Origin of the sequence: Bradyrhizobium sp. 179 (assembly GCF_023073535.1) — a bacterium.
Lineage (GTDB): Bacteria > Pseudomonadota > Alphaproteobacteria > Rhizobiales > Xanthobacteraceae > Bradyrhizobium.
This window is the reverse complement of sequence record NZ_JADPJR010000022.1, coordinates 11,019-31,519: the sequence shown is the minus strand read 5'-3', so window position 1 is coordinate 31,519 and position 20,501 is coordinate 11,019. Positions and strand designations below refer to the sequence as shown.

Below are 20,501 nucleotides of genomic sequence, written 5' to 3'. Positions count from 1 at the left end.
ATGCGTCTTTCCAACGTACTTTCTTCGGCTTCAGCCTACCACTTATAGAATCATCCTATCTCTGGGCATTGTTTTCGGTCTTTCGACAATTGCAGTCGCTGCGGCAACGATAGTGTGGTCTCTGCCACATCAGTATTCGCGATATGATGCGATCTTTCCGATCGCTGTCTTCTCGCCGGATGCCATCCCTCTCGCCGCAATAATAGCGCATAAAGCGCGTAAGCCGCGTGAGCTTGTGGAGTTCTGTAGTTTTGGCCTGCGTCACTATCGATTGGGCCGGGATCTCTGCGCAACTTGGTAGTTCAGGATGGCGTCGCAAAGCAAGTTTCGTTGCTGTCGCATACAAGAGGACGATCTTGATATGTCCACCTCAATTCAGGGGTTCAAGAAATGGGTCACTCGGCTTTGCGGCGTGGCCTTTTTCGCTGGTGTCGCCAATCTGGGAATGGCAGGAGCTTTTGAGACTCACCGAAGCTTTCGAATAGTTGGTTCGCTGGTTGTTTTTTGGTTGGCAACACTGGCTTGGCGTGCAGTCGCGAAAATCGATGCAAATCCAACAGTTGCAATCGGTACGATTGAAAGAGTTTTGAATGCTTTGCTTGTCTTTTGTCTAATTTGTTCTCCGTACGCGATTTATAGCGATTCTGCACTGCGTTCGCTAACAGGAGTCCTAATTCTCGTAATCAATTTGGCGATTGGCATCGGCGCTTTCTTGTTCGCGCGAAGCATGATTTCGGAAGTTAGAACGCTGGCAAGCTCCAACGAGAAACAACGCTGACAGGTTGAGGGACATATGGCGGACGCATCAGGACGTAGCATCACGTTTCAGTCAGGCGGAAACGGTCCACTTGGGAACGTCAATCAAAGTCTCAGCATTTCGCAAGCATTCTATGTCTCCAAGCTCTACTTGGGCGTCTTCGGGGGCGGATTCCAAGTTACATACAACTCGAACAATGAGCCCATCGTCAATGCCAACGGCTTTATTGCTGGTCTAGGCCTCGACATTAACTACAATACCGTCACCCACAGCTGGGAGACAGTCCAAGCTGCAGGAATGGCGGGACTGGCCGTGGAGTTTCTGGGCGTCGGCGCAGGAGCCAATGCGAAGATTGGCTTCGGAGCTGAGACGATAAATGGCGTTAAAGAGCTTCCTGCAACAACCTTTCAAATCCAGGGTACGGCCGGAGTTGGCATAGTCGGTGGCAATATCACCGGTCAAATTGCGATCGGGGGGAGAGTGCCGAGTGACGCGCCCGGACTTACTCCTGGCCTTCCGGAAGTCCCTAGTTCCGATTTCGGTCTAAACGGTGCGGCGTCTTCAATCGGAGATGCGGCGTCAAAAGGATTCAATGCTGCTGGCCAGGTTATTTCAAATGGCGTCAAGGTTGCCAGCAAGGCTGAAATTGATGCGTATGACATGGAGACTGATGGCCAGAAATATCTCACATCCACGATCTGGAACGGCGTGTCCGATGGACTGAGTGATTTCGGTAGGCTTACCTCGACCGCTGTAACAGCTGCCGGTCAGGCAGAAATGGAGTCTAATCAAGCGCTTGCCAGTGGTCTGAATGACCTTGTGTCAACTGTAGGCAATGGCATCGATGGTCTCCGAGCCGGATTTCAGCAGTATATCGCTCCGTCCGCTGGACTTGAGTCTGGTGACGGGCAAGCGGCTGAAAAGCAGGCCAATCTCGAGCAACAATTCAACCCTGAGACCGGTGAGCCTCTAACATTCTCAGACGGGGCGCCCGTGATGGGGCCACGTGACCCGGTCGGCGTTGGCACCACTTTGGAAGAGGTCGGTAAGGGCGCTGTGCGCTTGTTTAACTTCATCTCTGACAGCATCGTCACGCCTGCGCACGGCGAACCGTCGCCGCAGCCCGACCAGACGAACAAGGTGACGTTCGTGGGGGCTGACGGCGAGAAGAACTCGGACTCGCAGAACGACATCACCGGTTCGCTCGGCAACGGCGCTGGCGTCCTCGGAACTCCATCCGGTGGCGTCGCCGGCGTGACGGCACTGTTGTCCTGGGGGCAGCCACTAGGATCGTCACCATCGCTGGAGGCTCCGGCGACAACCGTTGCCGAGACCGTGTTCACACCCGCGCCGCCGATCCCCGTCCGCAGTTCGACGCCGTGGTACTACAACCCGTATCAGGGGCCGCCGCCGGCTGATGCGTTCACCGGTTTTCCCGGAGGTGTCGATCCCTTCCTGGTGACACCGAAGGGTAATCCCTACGGCGGAACGGGCTCCTATATAATCGGGTACTATGGGGACGGCACCCCGGTCTATGGCCACGTCGAAACCCCCGAGGAGGCATTCCCGAACGGCGTCGACCCGTACCTCGTTGCGCCGATCATCCAGGCCCCCTCCGACGACGACCCCATGGTCTATATCAACGTGCCGGGCGGCACGTCGTATCTGGAGCCGTACAGCGAGTATTATAACAACAACTTCGTCAATCCCGATCCCAGCAGTGCCGACTATATCGGCCCGCATTACAGCCCGACCTACAGCAGTGCGTCCCACGGCAACGGATATCACGGCAGCGACGTCTACTACAGTGGTAGCAACTATAGCGGTAACTACGGCGATAACTACGGCGGCGACAGCTCTTACAGCGACAGTTATTTTTATGATAGCTACTTCAGCGATAGCTATTACAGCGTCGGCGATAGCGGTGGCGGGGACGGCGGTTGGGGGGGGGGCGATAGCTCGGAGCCGGTCGTTCTCGACCTGACCGGCAAGGGCATTTCGATCACCCAGCTCGGGTCGTCGAACCATTATTTCAGCTTCGGCGGCGACGGCCTGCAGGAGGCGACCGCGTGGGCGGGGGCCGGCAACGGCGTGCTGGCAATTGACCTCAATGGTACCGGCAACATCAACCAGCCGGACGAGATCAATTTCACCCTGTGGGATCCGACTGCGAAGTCGGACATGCAGGCCCTGCTGGACGTGTTCGACACCGACCACGATGGCCAGCTCGATGCCGGCGACGCCGACTGGAACAAGTTCGGCGTGATCGTCACCAATGCCGACGGGACGACGCAGTTCAAGACGCTGGCGCAGCTCGGCGTCACGGCGATCAATCTGACCTCGAACAACCAGACGATCGTCTTGCCGGACGGCTCGTCGATCGCCGGCTCCACAACGTTCACCAGATCGGACGGCAGCACCGGCACCGCGGCCGACGTCACCTTCGCTCATGATGCCAGCGGCCATCTGGTCGAGACCACGACCACGGTCAACGCCGACGGTTCCACCACCATCGACAACAAGGCGCTGAACTCGAGCGGAAGCCTCGTCAAGGAAACCATCAGCACTACCAGCGCCGATGGCAAGACCGTCACGATTTCCCGGGACACCGCCGGCAATGGTGTGATCAACAGCATTCAAACCGACGTAACGGTCGACAATGCCGATGGCAGCACCACGCTCGCGATCACGAATTTCGATGGGACCGGCAGCCACGTCCTCAATCGCACCGTAACCACCACGAGTGCCGACCTCAAGACCATCACGATCGATCGCGATCACACCGGCGGTGGCTTCTACGATCAGGTCGAGGCCGATGCCAGGATCGCGGCAGGCGACCTCACCGTGACGCTCGCCGACTACAATCCGGACGGAACCCTCAGGGACCAGACCGTCACCACCACCAGCGCCGACGGGTTGGCGAAGACAACCCAGGTCGATTCGACCGGCGACGGAGTCAATGACCGGGTCCAGATCGATGCGATCGTCGTCAACGCGGACGGCAGCAGGACCGAGACGGTATCGGACGAGAATGCCGACGGCTCACTCCGCAGGAAGACCGTCACACACACGAGCGCCGACGGTCAGAACAAGACGATCCAGATCGACAATGCCGGCGTCGGCAACATCGACACGATCGAGACCGAAACCATCGTGCGCAATGCCGACAGCAGCACGACCACGACCCAGCTCGTGTCGAATGCCGACGGATCACGGCGTCACGAGGTCGTCACGACGCTGAGTGCGGACGGTCTGTCGAAGACGACGCAGACGGATTCGACTGGTGACGGCGTGTTCGATCTCGTGACTACCGACGTGACGGTCCAGAACGCGGACGGCAGCACGACCGAGACGGTGACCGATCGCAATGCCGACGCCTCCTTGCGCGATCGTTCGATCCGGACCTGGAGCGCGGACGGCAAGACCCGAACCGTCCAGGCCGACACCATCGGCGACGGGGTGTACGACACCATCGAGACCGTGGCCGCGGGGGCGGCGGGCTCGAGCATCGATACAGTCAGTCATGACAATGCGGACGGCTCGCTGAAGTCTCGAACGGTCACCACGACCAGCGCGAGCGGCCTTTCGGTCACGGTCCAGCAGGATACCACCGGCGCGCTCGATGGCGGCGGAAATGCGGTGTTCGACCAGACCCGCGGCGACGTGACGGTGCTGAATGCCAACGGCAGCAGCACCGAGACGGTGACGCTCACCAGCGCCAACGGAACGCTCGAGGGCGAAACGGTCACGACGACGAGCGCGAACGGGCTTTCGATCACAACCCAGCAGGACACGACCGGCGCGCTCAGTGGCGGCAATCCCGTGTTCGATCGGAACCGTACCGACGTCACGGTTGTGAACGCGGACGGCAGCCAGACCGAAACGGTCACGGACAGCAGCACGAACGGCACGATTCTGGACCGGACGGTGTTGACGATCAGCGCCGACCGCCGCACCACGACGACGCAAATGGATTCGACCGACGACAATTACGTCAGCGAACTCCGGACGCGCGTCCTCAATGCCGATGGCAGCGTGACGTTGACGGTGAAGGACTTCAGCGCCAACGGCGCGCTGGACTCGGAATCCGTCACGACGACGAGCGCGAACGGGCTCTCGATCACGACGCAGCGGGACACCACGGGGGTCGTGAGCGGCGGCAATCCGGTCTTCGATCAGACGCGGACCGATGTGACGGTGCTGAACGCGAACGGCAGCCGGACCGAGACGGTGACCGATACCAGCGCCAACGGCACGTTGCTGGACAAGACCGTGACGACAACGAGCGCCAATGGGCTCTCGGCCACGACCCAGCAGGATTCGACCGGCGCGCTCAGTGGTGGCAATCCGGTCTTCGACCGGGTCCACACCGACGTGACGGTGTTGAATGCGGACGGCGGCAGGACCGAGACGGCAACGGATGCCAGCGGCAACGGGACGCTGGAAACGGAGACGGTCACGACGACGAGCGCCAATGGGCTCTCCGTGACCACCCGGCAGGACGTGACCGGAGCGCTGAGCGGCGGCAATCCGGTGTTCGACCGCACCCGCACCGACGTGACCGCGCTCAATGCGGACGGCAGCAAGACCGAGACGGTCACCGATACTAGCGCGAACGGCACGATACTGGATCGGATGGTGACCAGGACGAGTTCCGATCGTCGCACCACGACGGTCCAGATTGACACGACAGGCGACAATTATTTCAGCGAGGTGCGGACCAAGGTTGTGAACGCCGACGGCAGCGTGACGTCCACGGTCAAGGACTTCAGTGCCAACGGCACACTGGAGTCAGAATCCGTCACGACGACGAGCGCTAACGGCTTGTCGACGACCGCACAGCTGGATGACACGGGAGCGATGAGCGGCGACAATCCGGTGTTCGATCAGACCCGGACCGATGTGACCGCCCTGAATGCGGATGGCAGCAAGACCGAGACGGTGAAGGACACCAGCGCCAATGGAACGCTGGTTGACGAAACGGTCACGACCACGAGCGCCGACGGGCTTTCGGTCACGACCCAGCAAGATATCAACGGTGCCATCAGTGCCGGCAATCCGGTGTTCGACCAGACCCGGATCGATGTCACCGTGCTGAACGCTGACGGCAGCAAGACCGAGACGGTCACGGATACCAGCGCCAACGGGACGCTGCTCGACCGGACCATTACGATGACGAGCGCTGACCGCCGCACGATCACGACCCAGGTCGATTCGACCGGCGATAATTATTTCAGCCAGGTGCAGACCAAGATCATCAATGCCGATGACAGCGTGGCCCAGACGGTGAAGGCATATAGTGCCAACGGGACGCTCGAGGCTGAGACGGTGACGACGACGAGTGCCAACGGGCTCTCGGTCACGACGCAGCTCGACGCGACGGGGGCGGCGAGCGGCGGCAATCCTGTCTTCGATCATGTCCGGACCGACGTCACGGTCCTGAATGCGGACGGCAGCAAGACCAGGACGGTGACGGACACCAGCGCCAGTGGAGCGATGCTGGACCAGACCGTGACAACGACAAGCGCGAATGGACTCTCGGTCACGACGCAGCAGGATGTCACCGGCGCCACGAATGCCGGCAATCCGGTCTTCGATCGGACCCGTACCGATGTGACCGTGCTGAACGCGGACGGCAGCAAGACCGAGACGGTCGCGGATACCAGTGCCGACGGCTCGATGCTGGACACAACGGTCACGACGACGAGCGCCAACGGGCTCTCAGTCACCACGCAACAAGACGTGACCGGTGCAGTGATTTCGGGCAATCCGGTCTTCGACCTGACCCGCACCGACGTGACGGTCTTGAACGCGGACGGCAGCAAGGCCGAGACGGTCACGGATACCAGCGCCAACGGAACGCTGCTTGACCGGACGGTGACGAGCGTGAGCGCCGATGGCCGGACCACTACGGTCCAGATCGACGCGACAGGTGACAGCTATTTCAGCGAGATTCGCAGTGCCGTCATCAATGCCGATGGCAGCACGACCATGACGGTGAAAGACGTCAGCGCCGACGGCACGCTCGAGAGCGAGACGGTCTCGACGACGAGCGCCAACGGTCTGTCGGTGACGACGCAGGCGGATTTGACGGGCGCATTGAGCGCCGGCAATCCGGTGTTCGACCTGACCCGGACCGACGTCACGGTCCTGAACGCGGATGGCAGCAGGACCGAGACCGTCGTTGACACCAGCGCCAACGGAAAGCTGGTCGACGAGACGATCACGACAACGAGTGCCAACGGGCTTTCGGTCACGACCAGGCAGGACGCGACCGGCGTCGTGAACGCCGGCGCTCCGGTGTTCGACGGGAACCGTACCGATGTGACGGTGCTGAACGCGGACGGCAGCAAGTCGGAGACCGTCACTGATACCAGCACCGACGGCACGCGTTTGGACCGCACCGTCACGACCTTGAGTGCCGACGGCCGAACTGCAGCGATTCAGATCGATCCGACCGGCGACAACTATTTTGCAGAGGTCCGAACCCGGGTCGTCAATGCCGATGGCAGTGCGACGCTCACGGTGAAGGACACCAGCGCGAACGGCACACTCGAGACCGAAACCGTCACGACGACGAGCGCGAACGGGCTGTCGGTGACGACGCAGCAGGATTCGACGGGGGCCACGAGCGGCGGCAACCCGGTATTCGACCGGACCCGGACCGATGTTACGGTTCTGAACGTGGATGGCAGCAAGACCGAAACGGTGACGGGCACCAGCACCAACGGCACGCTTCTGGACAAGACGGTGACGACGACGAGCGCAAATGGGCTTTCGGTCACGACGCAGCAGGATTCGATCGGCGCGCTCAGTGGCGGCACTCCGGTGTTCGACCAGACCCGCACCGACCTGAAGGTCCTGAACGCGGACGGCAGCAGGACCGAGACGGTGACCGACACCAGCGCCAACGGCACGTTGCTGGACAAGACGGTGACGACGACGAGTGCGAACGGGCTCTCGGTCACGACCCAGCAGGATACGACCGGCGCCATGAGCGGCGGCAACCCCGTGTTCGACCGGACGAGCACGGACGCCTCCGTCTTGAATACCGACGGCAGCCAGACCGAAACGGTCACGATCACTGCCGGCGACGGCTCGCTCAGGTCGCGGACGACGACCATGACCAGCGCCAACGAGAAGCAGGTTTCGATCTCGCGGGATACCAATGGGGATTCCGTCATCGATCAAATCGAGGTCGATACCGTCGCTGCGGACGGCAGCAAGACCAGGACGATCTCCGACTACGGCGCGGCCGGTACTCTGCTCGATCGGGCCGTCATCACGACCAGTGCCAATGGGCTGTCAGTCACGACCCGGAGAGACACGGCCGGGGTCCTAGATGGCGGCGGGAATCCGGTTTTCGATCAGATCCGCACCGACGTAACCGTCGTGAACGCGGATGGCAGCGAGACCGAGACTGTCACCGACACGAACGCCGCGGGCGTTCTCCAGGACAGGGCGGTCGTCGTCACGAGCACCAACGGGTTGTCGAAGACGACCGAGGAGGATGCGACCGGGGCGGGCAGCTTCAACATGATCGAAGCAGACGTCACGGTGCTGAACGCGGACGGCAGCACCAGCGAGACCGTCACGGACACCAATTCGGCCGGGATGCTGCTGCGCAAGACAATTGCGACCGTCAGCGCGGATGGCAAAACTAAGACGATCACGCGCGACCTCAATGGTGACGGTGTCAACGACCAGACCGGTACGCTTGTCACCAACGCCGACGGCTCCACTGTCTCCACGCTGTCGGATTTCAATGCGAACGGAACTCTGAAGGACAAGCTGGTCGAGACGACCAGCGCCAACGGTCTCTCGGTCACGACCCAGCGCGACACGACGGGAAGTGGCAGCTTCGATACGACCCGGACCGACGTCGTCGTCGTCAATGCCGACGGCAGCCGGACCGAGACGATCAGCAACTACAACGCCTCCAGCAGCCTGGTGGACCAGACCGTCAAGACGGTCAGCGCCAATTGGCTCACCACGAGCACGAGCTGGACCACGAACCTGCCCAGCGCCGCAACAACCACGCAGAGCGACGCCGTCGTGATCAACGCTGACGGAAGCCGCACCGAGACGCTTGTGATGACCGGAACGTCCGGCGCGATGACGTCGGAGCGCGTGCTGGTGACGAGCGTCAATGGCCTGTCCAAGACGCTCGAGTGGGACACGACCGGGGCGACCGACGGCAGCGGTCATGCCGTGTTCGACCAGACGCTGACCGACGTCACGACGGTGAATGCCGACGGCAGCCGCGTCGAGGTCGCGACTGCCCGCGTTGACGGCGGCGCGCTGATGTCGAAGACGACGGGAACGACCAGCGCCGACGGCCGGACCGTGACGGTTGCGTCCGATATCAATGGTGACGGCGTCGTCGATCGAACCAAGACGACGATCACGGTGCATAACGCGGACGGCAGCAGCGTCGAGACTGTTTCCGATGTCGACGCGAACGGCATGCTGATGGATCGCTCGGTCACGACGATCAGCGCTGATGGCCGAACCGCGACAGCGACGCGCGATGCCGATGGTGACGGCTCCACGGATCAGGTCCAGACGACGGTGACGGCCATCGACGGCAGTCAGGTCGACACGATTACCGATCTTGGACGACTGGGGGCCGTCGAGGATCAGTCGATCACCACGACCAGCGCCGACGGACTGACCAGGACCACGCAATGGGATTTCATCGGCAGCGGCAAGGTTGACCGCTCGCGCACCGATATCATCGTCAAGAACCTCGACGGCAGCATCACCGAGACCGTCACGGATCTGGATAGCAGCGGCAATCCGTATCAGAAAGCCATCCTCAGCACGAGCGCGGACGGGCGGACGAAAACTGTCAACAAGCAGACCCCGGGCCAGTCCTATTTGGACTACAACGAGGTCACGACGATTGCGCTCGACGGCAGCTCCAGGACCGTCGCCGAATATCTGATGCCAAATGGCACGGTCTTCGACCAAGGGAGTACGTCCGTCAGTGCCGATGGCCTCACTGAAACGGTTCAGCAGGACAGCCGTGGCTCCGGCACCTACGATTACACGTCGACCACCCACAAGAATATCGATGGCAGCACCGTCACCAGCGCGGTCTATCTGAACGCCACCGGTCAGACCATCGAGCGGATCGTGACGACGGTCAGCCCGGATGGTCTCGTCACCACGATCGACAAGGACAGCACCAACGCCGGGTGGTTCGACAGTATCGAGACCATCGTGGCACGGCCCGACGGCAGCACCGTGTCGACCACGCGCTATCTTAATTCCAGCGGTGCGGCGACGAGCGAGCTGGCCAAGGTTACGAGCGCGGATGGCAACATCGTGACCCAGTCGGTGCCGCCGACGATTTCCGGGACAGTGGCCGGGCAGACCACGACCTCGGAGCAGCCGGTTCATCCGTTCAGCGGCGCATCCATCAGCGACCCAAATCCTGGTGCGACCGATGTGCTCACGATCACGCTGAGCGGTGCCGGCGGCACGCTGTCCGGTGCGGGTCTCAGCGGATCCGGCAACACTTATACCTTGTCGGGATCGATTTCGACGATCAACAGCGAGCTCCAGGCGCTGGTCTTCACGCCCAACGCCGGCCAGCCCAACACCAGCGGCACGACGACGTTCCGTCTGTCGGACGCCAGCACGGGTTATACGCCGCAGGTCTTGGCGTCGTTCGACGGCACCACCAGCCTCGCGCCGATGGGCGGTCTCATCCAAGACGCTGCGGGCAACCTGTTCGGGTCTACCTCGCGCGGTGGGGACGGCAGGGGCGACGTGTTTGTCCTTCCCAAGGTTGGAGACGGCTACGCGAGCACGCCGATTGATCTCTTCAACGTCGGGAATGGCCAGTCGGACCCGAGCAGTACCCTCACCATGGACGCTGCGGGGAATCTATTCACCGTCGTGTCGGGCGGGCCTGCCAATGATGGCTCGGTGATCGAGCTCGTCAGGTCCGGCGGTAGCTTCACGGCGTCGACCATTGTTACGTTCGGTGGAACGGACGGGAAAAATCCGGAAGGCAAGCTGATCGCGGATGCGTTGGGAAATCTGTACGGCGTGACCGCGTCCGGAGGAGCCAACAACAAGGGCGCCATCTTCGAAATCGGCAAAAGCGGCAACACCTATTACGGCCCGCTGCTGCTCGCCTCGTTCGATGGCACCAATGGCAACGAGCCGTCGGCTGGCGGACTGGTGATGGATTCGGCCGGCGATTTGTTTGGAACGACCGTGAGCGGCGGAGCGAATGGCCAGGGAACCATTTTCGAGGTCGCCAAAGGCAACGGGTTCGCCACGGCGTTGTACTCATTCGCCGGAACCAACGGTCTGGGGGTCTCGTTCAGCAGTCTGATCATCGATTCGGCCGGCGACCTGTTCGGAATGACCGCCCAATCGGCCAACGGTGGCGGCGGCGCGGTGGTCGAACTCGCCAAGACCACGAACGGTTACAGCAATGTGTTGGCTACGCTCGCCTATTTCACTGACGGCGATGGCCCAAGCGGAAACCTTGTGATGGATTCTGCCGGGAATCTGTTCGGTGCAACAAGAGCTGGTGGTGCCGACGGTGATGGCACCGTGTTTGAAATCGTCAAGACCGCCAGCGGGTACAGCAATACGCTGGTCACTCTCGCCTCGTTTGACAACGCCAATGGCGCAATTCCGACGGGCGATCTGCTCCTCGACTCCGATGGCAATCTGATCGGGATGACGGAGGTGGGCGGCGCCAACGGAGCCGGCGTTATCTTCAAGATTCCGGCCCGGCCGCCGCAAGCGATCACGACGACCGATGTCACGACGACGGTGACCAACACCGATCCGCCGGCGCCACCGGTTGTCACGATTACGAGCGCGGCGGAGGCGAGCAGGACCGCAACGCAGACCATCACTGGAACTGTGTCGTCCGCCGACGCGACCGTGGTCGGCCGCACTGTGACCCTGACGGACAATGGTACGGTCCTTGACGTGGGAACTGTCCAGTCGAACGGCTCCTTCAGTGTGAGTGTGACTTTGCCGAACCAGGGCAGCAATTCGATCGTCGCCAGCGTGACCGACAGCCTTGGTTTCACCGGCACGAGCGCTGCCGTCGTAGACACGCTCGACAACATCGCCCCGACGGTCACGATCACCAGCGCGGGCGGGGCCACCAGGCACGCAACGCAGACCATTGCAGGCACCGTCGTCTCGGGTGGCGTCGCTGCGGTCGCGGGCCAGACCGTGATCTTGACGGACAACGGGGTGACCGTCGCCACTGCGACGGTGCAGTCGAACGGAAGTTTCAGCACAAGCGTGGCGTTGCCCAATGAAGGCACGAACACGATCGTCGCGACGGTCACGGACAGCTACGGCAACGTCGGTGCCAGCACGGCTGTCGTTTATACGCTGGACGACATTGCGCCGACAGTGACGATGACGAGCGCGGCGGAGGCAAGCAACATCGCCGCGCAAACCATCACCGGCACCGTTGCGTCCGGAGGTGCGGCCGCGATCGTCGGCCAGACCGTGACCGTGACCGATAACGGCGTGACGCTCGGTACCACCACGGTTCAATCAGACGGCAGCTTCAGCCTGACCGCGACGCTCCCGAACCAGGGCACGAATTCGATCGTCGCCCAGGTCACCGACAGCTATGGCAACACCGGCACCAGTGCGGCTGTGGTGGATCTGCTCGACAACATTCCCCCGACGGTGACGATCACCAGCGCCGCAGAAGGCAGCCGGTTCCCGAACCAGACCATCACCGGGACAGTCGTCTCGGGCGGCACGGCCGCAGTGGTCGGCCAGACTGTGACCCTGACCGACAATGGCGTGTTGCTGGCGACCGCGACGGTGCAGTCGAACGGCACCTTCAGCGCGAGCGTAACGCTGCCAAACCAGGGCACGAATTCCATCGTCGCCACGGTTGCCGACACCTATAGCAATATCGGCACCAGCGCCCCCGTGGTCGATCTGCTCGACAACATTCCGCCCACGGTGACGCTCACCAGCGCGGCCGAACAGAGCAACAACCCGACACAGACCATCACTGGCACGGTCGTCTCCGGTGGTGTGGCAACAGTGGTCGGCCGCACCGTCACGCTGACGGACAACGGCGTCGCGATCGGCTCGGCGACGGTGCAGGCGAATGGCAGCTTCAGTGCCAATGTGACGCTCCCGAACTACGGTACGAATGCGATCGTCGCGACGCTGACAGACAGCTATGGCAATGTGGGCAGCAGCGGGGCGGTGGTGGATACGCTCGCCCTTGCTCAGGCCGCGATCACGGGCACGGCGGCGGGCCAGCTCACGACTTCGGATGCGCCGATCAACCCGTTCTCCGGCGTGACCATCGCCGACCCGAACATCGGAACCACCGAAACGCTGACCATCACGCTGAGCGGGGCCGGTGGCACGCTGTCCGGGACGGGCCTGAGCGGGGGAGGCAGCACCTACACCCTGTCGGGAACGGCTGCCACAATTTCCAGCGAACTGCAGGCGCTTGTCTTCACGCCCACCGCGGGCCAGCCCAACACGACTAGCTCGACGTCCTTTGCGCTGTCGGACACCGTCCGGGTCTCCGCTCCAACGGTGCTGGCCTCATTCAGCGGCGCTAATGGCCAGCAGCCGCTTGGCGGCCTGATCGAGGATTCCGCGGGAGATCTGTTCGGGACGACGACGCGCGGTGGCGGCAGCGGCACAGGCAATGTCTTCGAACTCGTGAAGTCCGGCAGCAGCTACACTCTGTCGAACCTCTATACTTTCGCCTCTGGTGCGTCCGATCCGGCGAGCACATTGACCATGGACGGTGCCGGAAATCTCTTCGGTACCGTGGCCGGCGGCGATGGCTCCGTGTTTGAACTGGTCAAGTCAGGCAGCAGCTATACTCCAACGACCGTGGCTTCGTTCAGCGGAAGCAACGGAAACGGGCCGGAAGGCAAGCTCATCGCGGATGCGTCGGGCAATCTGTATGGCGAGACCGCGGCCGGTGGCGCCAGCAACAAGGGGACCATTTTCGAGATCGCCAAGAGCGGCAACAGCTACAGCGGGCCGATCGTGCTGGCCTCGTTCACCGGGACCAACGGCAACGAGCCGTCGGCTGGCGGGCTGGTGATGGATTCGGCCGGCAACCTGTTCGGCACGACAGCGACCGGCGGAGCCAATGGCGTCGGCACCATCTTCGAGCTCGCTAAATTCAGCGGGACGATCACGACGCTGTATTCGTTCGCCGGCACGAACGGCCTCGGAGCCTTCTCCACCGGCCTGATCATGGATGCGGCTGGTGATCTGTTTGGAATGACGGCCACGAGTGCCGACGGTGGCGGTGGTGCGGTGGTCGAGCTCGCCAAGAACGGCAGTAATTACAGCACTACGCTGACAACGCTGGCATACTTCAGCGACGGTTTTGGCCCGAGCGGCAACCTGGTGATGGACTCGGCCGGGAATCTGTTTGGCGCGACAGGAGGAGGTGGCGCTAACGGCGATGGCACCCTGTTTGAGATCGCCAAGACATCCGGCGGTTACAGCAGCACACCGATCACGCTCACCTCGTTCAATGGGACGAACGGCACTGACCCGACGGGCAGCCTGATCATCGACGCCTACGGCAATATGTTTGGAATGACGCAAACGGGCGGCGCCAGCGGTGATGGTGTCATCTTTACGCTCGCAAACCCGGTCGTCACGACCAACACCGCCACGACGGTGACCGACAATGATCCGGCTCTCCCGCCGAAGGTCACCATCACGAGCTCGACTGTCGCGGGCAGAATTGCGGCCCAGACCGTCACCGGAACCGTGACGTCGCCGGATGCGGTGGTCGCCGGACAGACGGTCACCCTGACCGACAATGGCATATTGCTCGGAACCGGGAAGGTGCAGTCGAACGGCAACTTCAGCGTCAGCGTGACGCTGCCGAACCAGGGCAGCAACTCCATCGTTGCCAGCGTGACCGACAGTCTTGGCCTCACCGGTACGAGCTCGGCCGTCGTGGATACGCTGGATACCGTTGCCCCGACGGTGACGATCACGAGCGCCGCGGAAGCCGGCAACATCGCGGCTCAGACCATCACCGGCACAGTCACGTCGGGCGGCGCGGCCGCCGTCGTCGGCCAGACCGTGACCTTGACCGACAACGGCGTGACGGTCGGCACAGCGACCGTGCAGTCGAACGGCACGTTCAGTGCCAATGTCACGCTGGCGAACCAGGGTAGCAATTCCATCGTCGCCACGGTTGCGGATAGTTATGGCAACACCGGCAGCAGCGCGGCTGTGGCCGACACGCTGGACAACGTCGCGCCCACCGTGGTGATCACCAGCGAGACGGCGGCCGGCAATGTTGCGGCCCAGGCCATCACCGGCACTGTCGTTTCGGGCGGCGCGGCAGCGGTCGTTGGCCAGACCGTAACCTTGACGGACAACGGCGTGACATTCGGCACGGCGACGGTGCAGGCGAACGGCAGCTTCAGTGCCAGCGTGACGCTGCCGAACCAGGGCAGCAATTCGATCGTGGCGACGGTCACCGACAGCTATGGCAACACCGGCGGCAGCGCCGCTGTGGTTGATACGCTCGACACCATCGCGCCGACGGTCACGATCACCAGCCCGGCGGAGACGAGTAACGCCGCGGCTCAGACCATCACCGGCACGGTTGTCTCGGGCGGAGCCGCTGCGGTGGTCGGTCAGACCGTGACCCTGACGGACAACGGCGTGGCGCTTGGCACGGCGACGGTGCAGGCAAACGGCAGCTTCAGCGCCAATGTCACGCTGCCGAACCAGGGCTCGAATTCCATCGTCACGATAGTGACGGACAGCTACGGCAACACAGGCAACAGCGCTGCCGTGGTCGATACGTTGGACAATATGTCCCCGACGGTGACGATCACCAGTGCAGCCGGACCGACCAAGGTCGCGGCGCAGCCCATCACGGGCACGGTGGTCTCGAACGGCGTCGCGGTGGTCGCCGGCCAGACCGTGACTCTGGTGGACAACGGCACGACTTTGGCCACTGCAATCGTGCAGTCGAACGGGTCCTTCAGCGCCAATGTGACTCTGCCGAACCAGGGCAGCAACTCCATCATTGCGGTGGTCACCGACAGTCTCGGGAACACCGGCACCAGCGCGGCGGTCGTCGACACGCTGGACAACGTGGCCCCGACGGTGACGATCACGAGCGCCGCTGAGGCAAGCAAGACGGCTGCGCAGACCATCACCGGCACCGTCGTTTCCGGCGGCACGGCGGCCATTGTCGGCCAGACCGTGACCCTGACCGACAACGGCGTGGCCCTGGCGACCGCGACGGTCCAGGCCGACGGGACCTTCAGCGCCAATGTGAGGCTGCCGAACCAGAATTCGAACTCCATCGTCGCCACAGTGACGGACAGCTATGGCAACACCGGCATAAGCGCGGCGGTGGTCGACACGCTGGGCAGCGTCGCTCCGACCATCGCCGGCACCCATGGCGGACAGACCACCACCTCGCAGGCGCCAGTCAATCCGTTTACCGGGGTGACCGTCGGCGATCTCAATGTCGGTGCGATCGACACGCTGACGATTACGTTGAGCGGAGCAGGGGGCACGTTGTCGGGCACCGGCCTGAGCGGCTCGGGCACGACGTATACCTTGTCCGGCACAGCGTCCGTGATCACCAGCGAGCTGGACGCGCTCGTCTTCACCCCCGCATCTGGCGCGCCGAACAGCAGCGGGAGGACCACCGTCAAGCTGTCGGACGGCAGTTCGGGCTACACCACCGCCGCAACCTACGCCGCCGCGACGACGCTCCTGGCATCGTTCAACGCCGGCAGCAATGGCAATGACCCGATCGCCGGCCTGATCATGGACGCTGCCGGCAACCTGTTCGGGACGACGCCAAGTGGCGGAGCAAACAACGGCGGCGAAGTATTCGAGATCGTCAAAACCGGAAGCAGCTATAGCAGCACACCATCGGTTCTGGTCTCGTTCAACAACACCAACGGCCAAGCCCCGTACGGTGGCCTCATCATGGATGCCGCTGGCAACCTGTTCGGAACCACGGAAGGGGGTGGAGCAAACCGCGACGGCACTGTTTTTGAAATCGTCAAGAGCGGTAGCAGCTATAGCAGCTCGCCGACCACGATCGCCACATTAAGCAGTACCACCGGCATTTACCCCGTCGGCAGCCTGATCATGGATGCTGCGGGCAATCTCATCGGAACTACGTCGAGCGGGGGTACCAACAGCGATGGCACAATTTTCGAGATCGTCAAGAATGGAAGCTCTTATAGCAGCACGCCCACCGTACTGGTCACATTCAACGGCACCAATGGTGCGGGACCCGTCGATAGCCTGCTGACGGACGCTGCCGGAAACCTGTTCGGAACGACGTCAAGCGGGGGAGCGAACAACGACGGCGTAGTGTTTGAAATCGTCAAGAGCGGTGGCAGCTATAGCAGCACGCCGACCATCCTGGCGTCGTTCAGCGGCACGAACGGCGCGAATCCCCATGGCAATTTGGTGGCGGATGCGGTCGGTGATCTTTTCGGAACGACATTGAACGGCGGAGCCAATAACAAAGGGACCGTGTTCGAACTGGTCAAGAGCGGCAGCAGCTACGGCGCGCCGACGGTACTCGCCTCGTTCAACGGCACGAATGGTGCAAACCCGCAGAACGGCCTGATCATCGATGCGGCAGGTAATCTTTTCGGGGCAGCATCCGGCGGAGGCGCCAACAATTACGGCACCCTGTTCGAAATCGCCAACAACGGCGGCAGCTACGGCGCACTGACTGTTCTGTCGTCCTTGACCTATGCGGGCGGCGGCTATCCGGACGGCAACCTGTCCCTCGATGCGGCGGGCGACCTCATCGGCACGGCCTCGAGCGGCGGTGCTGGCGGTGGTGGTGGTGCCGTCATTGAGCTTGCGGGCACTCAGGCAACATTCATCCCGACGGTCGACAGCACCACGACGGTGACCAACACAATTCCTCCCGTGCCGCCGACGGTCACCATCACCAGCACCGCGGGAGGCGTCAACACGGCGGCTCAGACGATCACGGGCACCGTCACCACTGACGCGGTTGTCGCCGGTCAAACCGTCACCCTGACCGATAACGGGACGGTGCTCGGTTCGGGAACGGTCCAGTCCAACGGGACCTTCAGCATCAACGTAACACTGCCGAATGTGGGCGCGAATTCGATCGTTGCCAGCGTCACGGACAGCCTCGGCATTACCGGCAACAGTGCGGCGATCGTGGACACGCTTCGTGTCGCGCCGACCATCACCGGCACTCATGCCGGGCAGACCACCACGTCGCAGGCGCCGGTCAACCCGTTTACCGGCGTGACCATCGGCGATGCGAATTCCGGGGCGACCGATACGCTGGCCATTACTTTGAGTGGAGCAGGGGGAGCGCTGTCGGGCACGGGACTGAGCGGTTCGGGCACGACTTACACCTTGTCAGGTACGGCCTCCGTGATCACGAGCGAGCTGGATGCGCTCGTCTTCACCCCCACCGCAGGCGCGCCGAACACCAGCGGGACAACCACGTTCAAGCTGTCGGATGGCAGCAGCGCCTATCTGACCCCATTGACCTATGCCAGCACACCGGCGGTGCTGACGTCGTTCAACAATACCAACGGGTTGCATCCTTATGCGGGCGTGATCATGGATGCCTCGGGCAATCTGTTCGGCACGACGCAAAACGGCGGAGCATACGGCGTCGGCGAGGTATTTGAGCTCGCCAAGAGCGGGAGCACCTATAGCAGCACGCCCACCGTGATGGGCTCGTTCACCAGTTCGTGGGGCTCCTATGCCGAGGGCGGTCTGGTCATGGATGCGGCGGGCAATCTCTTTGGGACCGCGTTTCAGGGCGGCGCCAATGGTGACGGCATCGTCTATGAACTCTTCAAGAACGGCAGCACCTACGGCGGGCCGTCATTTATCGCCACCTTCAACGGTGCCAACGGGCAGAACCCGCGAGGCAACCTGATCGTGGATGCCGCGGGCAATCTGTTCGGGACGACGTTCGACGGCGGCGCCAACGGAAAGGGCAATGTTTTCGAAATCGCCAAGAGCGGCAGCAGCTACAGCGGCACGCCAATTTCGTTGGCGTCCTTCAATGGTACCAATGGCTGGCAGCCTAATAATGGCCTAGTCATGGATTCCGCCGGCAATTTGTTTGGCACAACGACAATGGGCGGAGCGAATGGCGACGGCGAAGTCTTTGAAATCGCCAAAACGGGCAGCACCTACAGCAGCACGCCGACGGTTCTGGTCTCGTTCAGCGGAAGCAATGGCAACGGTCCTTACAGCAACTTGATCATGGACGCGTCTGGCAACCTGTTCGGAACGACAAGCCAGGGCGGGGCCAACAACGATGGCACGGTCTTCGAAATCGTCAATAACGGTGGCAGCTACAGCAGCGCGCCGATCGTGTTGGCGAGCTTCAACGGCACGAACGGTACAAGCCCGATCGGCGGCTTGGTGATGGACGCCGCCGGCGATCTGTTTGGATCCACCTCGAGCGGCGGGGCAGGCGGTTACGGCACGCTGTTTGAGATTGCCAAGAGCGGTAGCGGCTACAGCAGTGCCCTGACCGTGCTGAGCTCGTTCACCAACGCCAATGGTAGCAGCCCCGAAGCCGGCCTCTTCATAGACTCGGCTGGCGACCTGTTCGGCACGACCTACAACGGAGGCGCTAACAGTGATGGCGAGGTCTTCGAACTTGTGGCGACCCCTGCAACGCCGATCCCGACCCTCGACTCCACCACGACGGTGATCAATTCAACGCCTCCGGCGCCTCCGACGGTCACGATCACCAGCGCCGCCGTGGCGGGCAAGACAGGGGCCCAGACCATCACCGGCACGGTGACGTCGGTCGATGCGATGGTGGCCGGCCAGACCGTGACGCTGATGGACAACGGCACGGTGGTTGGTACTGGCACCGTGCAGTCGAATGGGTCGTTCAGCGTCGCCATCACACTGGCGAACCAGGGATCCAACGCGATCGTTGCAAGCGTGACGGACAGCCTAGGCGTGGCCGGCGCGAGCGCTGCTGTCGTCGACACGCTGGACACCATCGCGCCCAGCCTAGTGATCGGCACCCCGCCGGTGCCTGGTAACACCTCGGCGCAGACCGCGTCCGGCAACGTCGTCTCGGGCGGCGCCGCCGCGGTTGCGGGGCGGACGGTGATATGGACGGACAATGGCGTGTCGGTCGGCACGGCCACAGTGCAGTCGAACGGCTCGTTCTCCGGCACGGTGACACTGCCGAGCCAGGCCAACAACGCGATTCTCGCCAGCGTGGCGGACAGTTACGGCAACACCAACAACACGTACCTTGCGACGACGGGCAGCGGTCACGTCGCCATTACCGCGGCGCAGAGCGTAGGCACCGAAAACGATCTCGATTTCACCGGAGGCCTCACCGACCAAAACCTCTGGTTCCTGCAATCTGGCAACAACCTGCAGATCGACGTTCTGGGCTCCAGCACCGATGTCACGGTGAACAACTGGTTCGCCGGTAGCGCCAACCAGCTTCAGGAGATCGTCGCGGGCGGATTGAAGCTCGATAGCCAAGTGTCACAGCTCGTGCAAGCCATGGCGACCTATTCGGCCGGACATCCCGGTTTCGATCCGTCGTCGCCGAGCATCAGCACCTTGCCGAGCGATACCAACCTGCAAAGCTCAATAGGAGCGGCGTGGCACTCCTGAGGGAATGCACATCCTGACAGATCGCGACGAGATGTCGTTTCCTCCCGGTGATCAACGATCAATCTCGAGTCAACAGCCCGAG

At 62.5% G+C, this 20,501-nt stretch carries 2 protein-coding genes; both read left to right on the top strand.

Annotation, left to right across the window (positions count from 1 at the left end):
- The first annotated feature begins 361 nt into the window (after positions 1–361).
- Positions 362–778: a hypothetical protein gene (locus IVB12_RS03985; protein ID WP_247295860.1), complete on the top strand. Its 417-nt coding sequence runs from the start codon at positions 362–364 to the stop codon at positions 776–778.
- Positions 779–793: 15 nt separating this feature from the next.
- The gene (locus IVB12_RS03980; protein WP_247295858.1) at positions 794–20,419 is read left to right on the top strand and encodes a choice-of-anchor tandem repeat GloVer-containing protein; all 19,626 of its coding nucleotides are present in this window, start codon (positions 794–796) and stop codon (positions 20,417–20,419) included.
- Positions 20,420–20,501 lie beyond the last annotated feature (82 nt).

Bases quoted from the DNA above. Each gene is read 5' to 3' on its own strand.
- IVB12_RS03980 (WP_247295858.1), top strand. From the start codon at position 794: ATGGCGGACGCATCAGGACGTAGCATCACGTTTCAGTCAGGCGGAAAC.
- IVB12_RS03985 (WP_247295860.1), top strand. From the start codon at position 362: ATGTCCACCTCAATTCAGGGGTTCAAGAAATGGGTCACTCGGCTTTGC.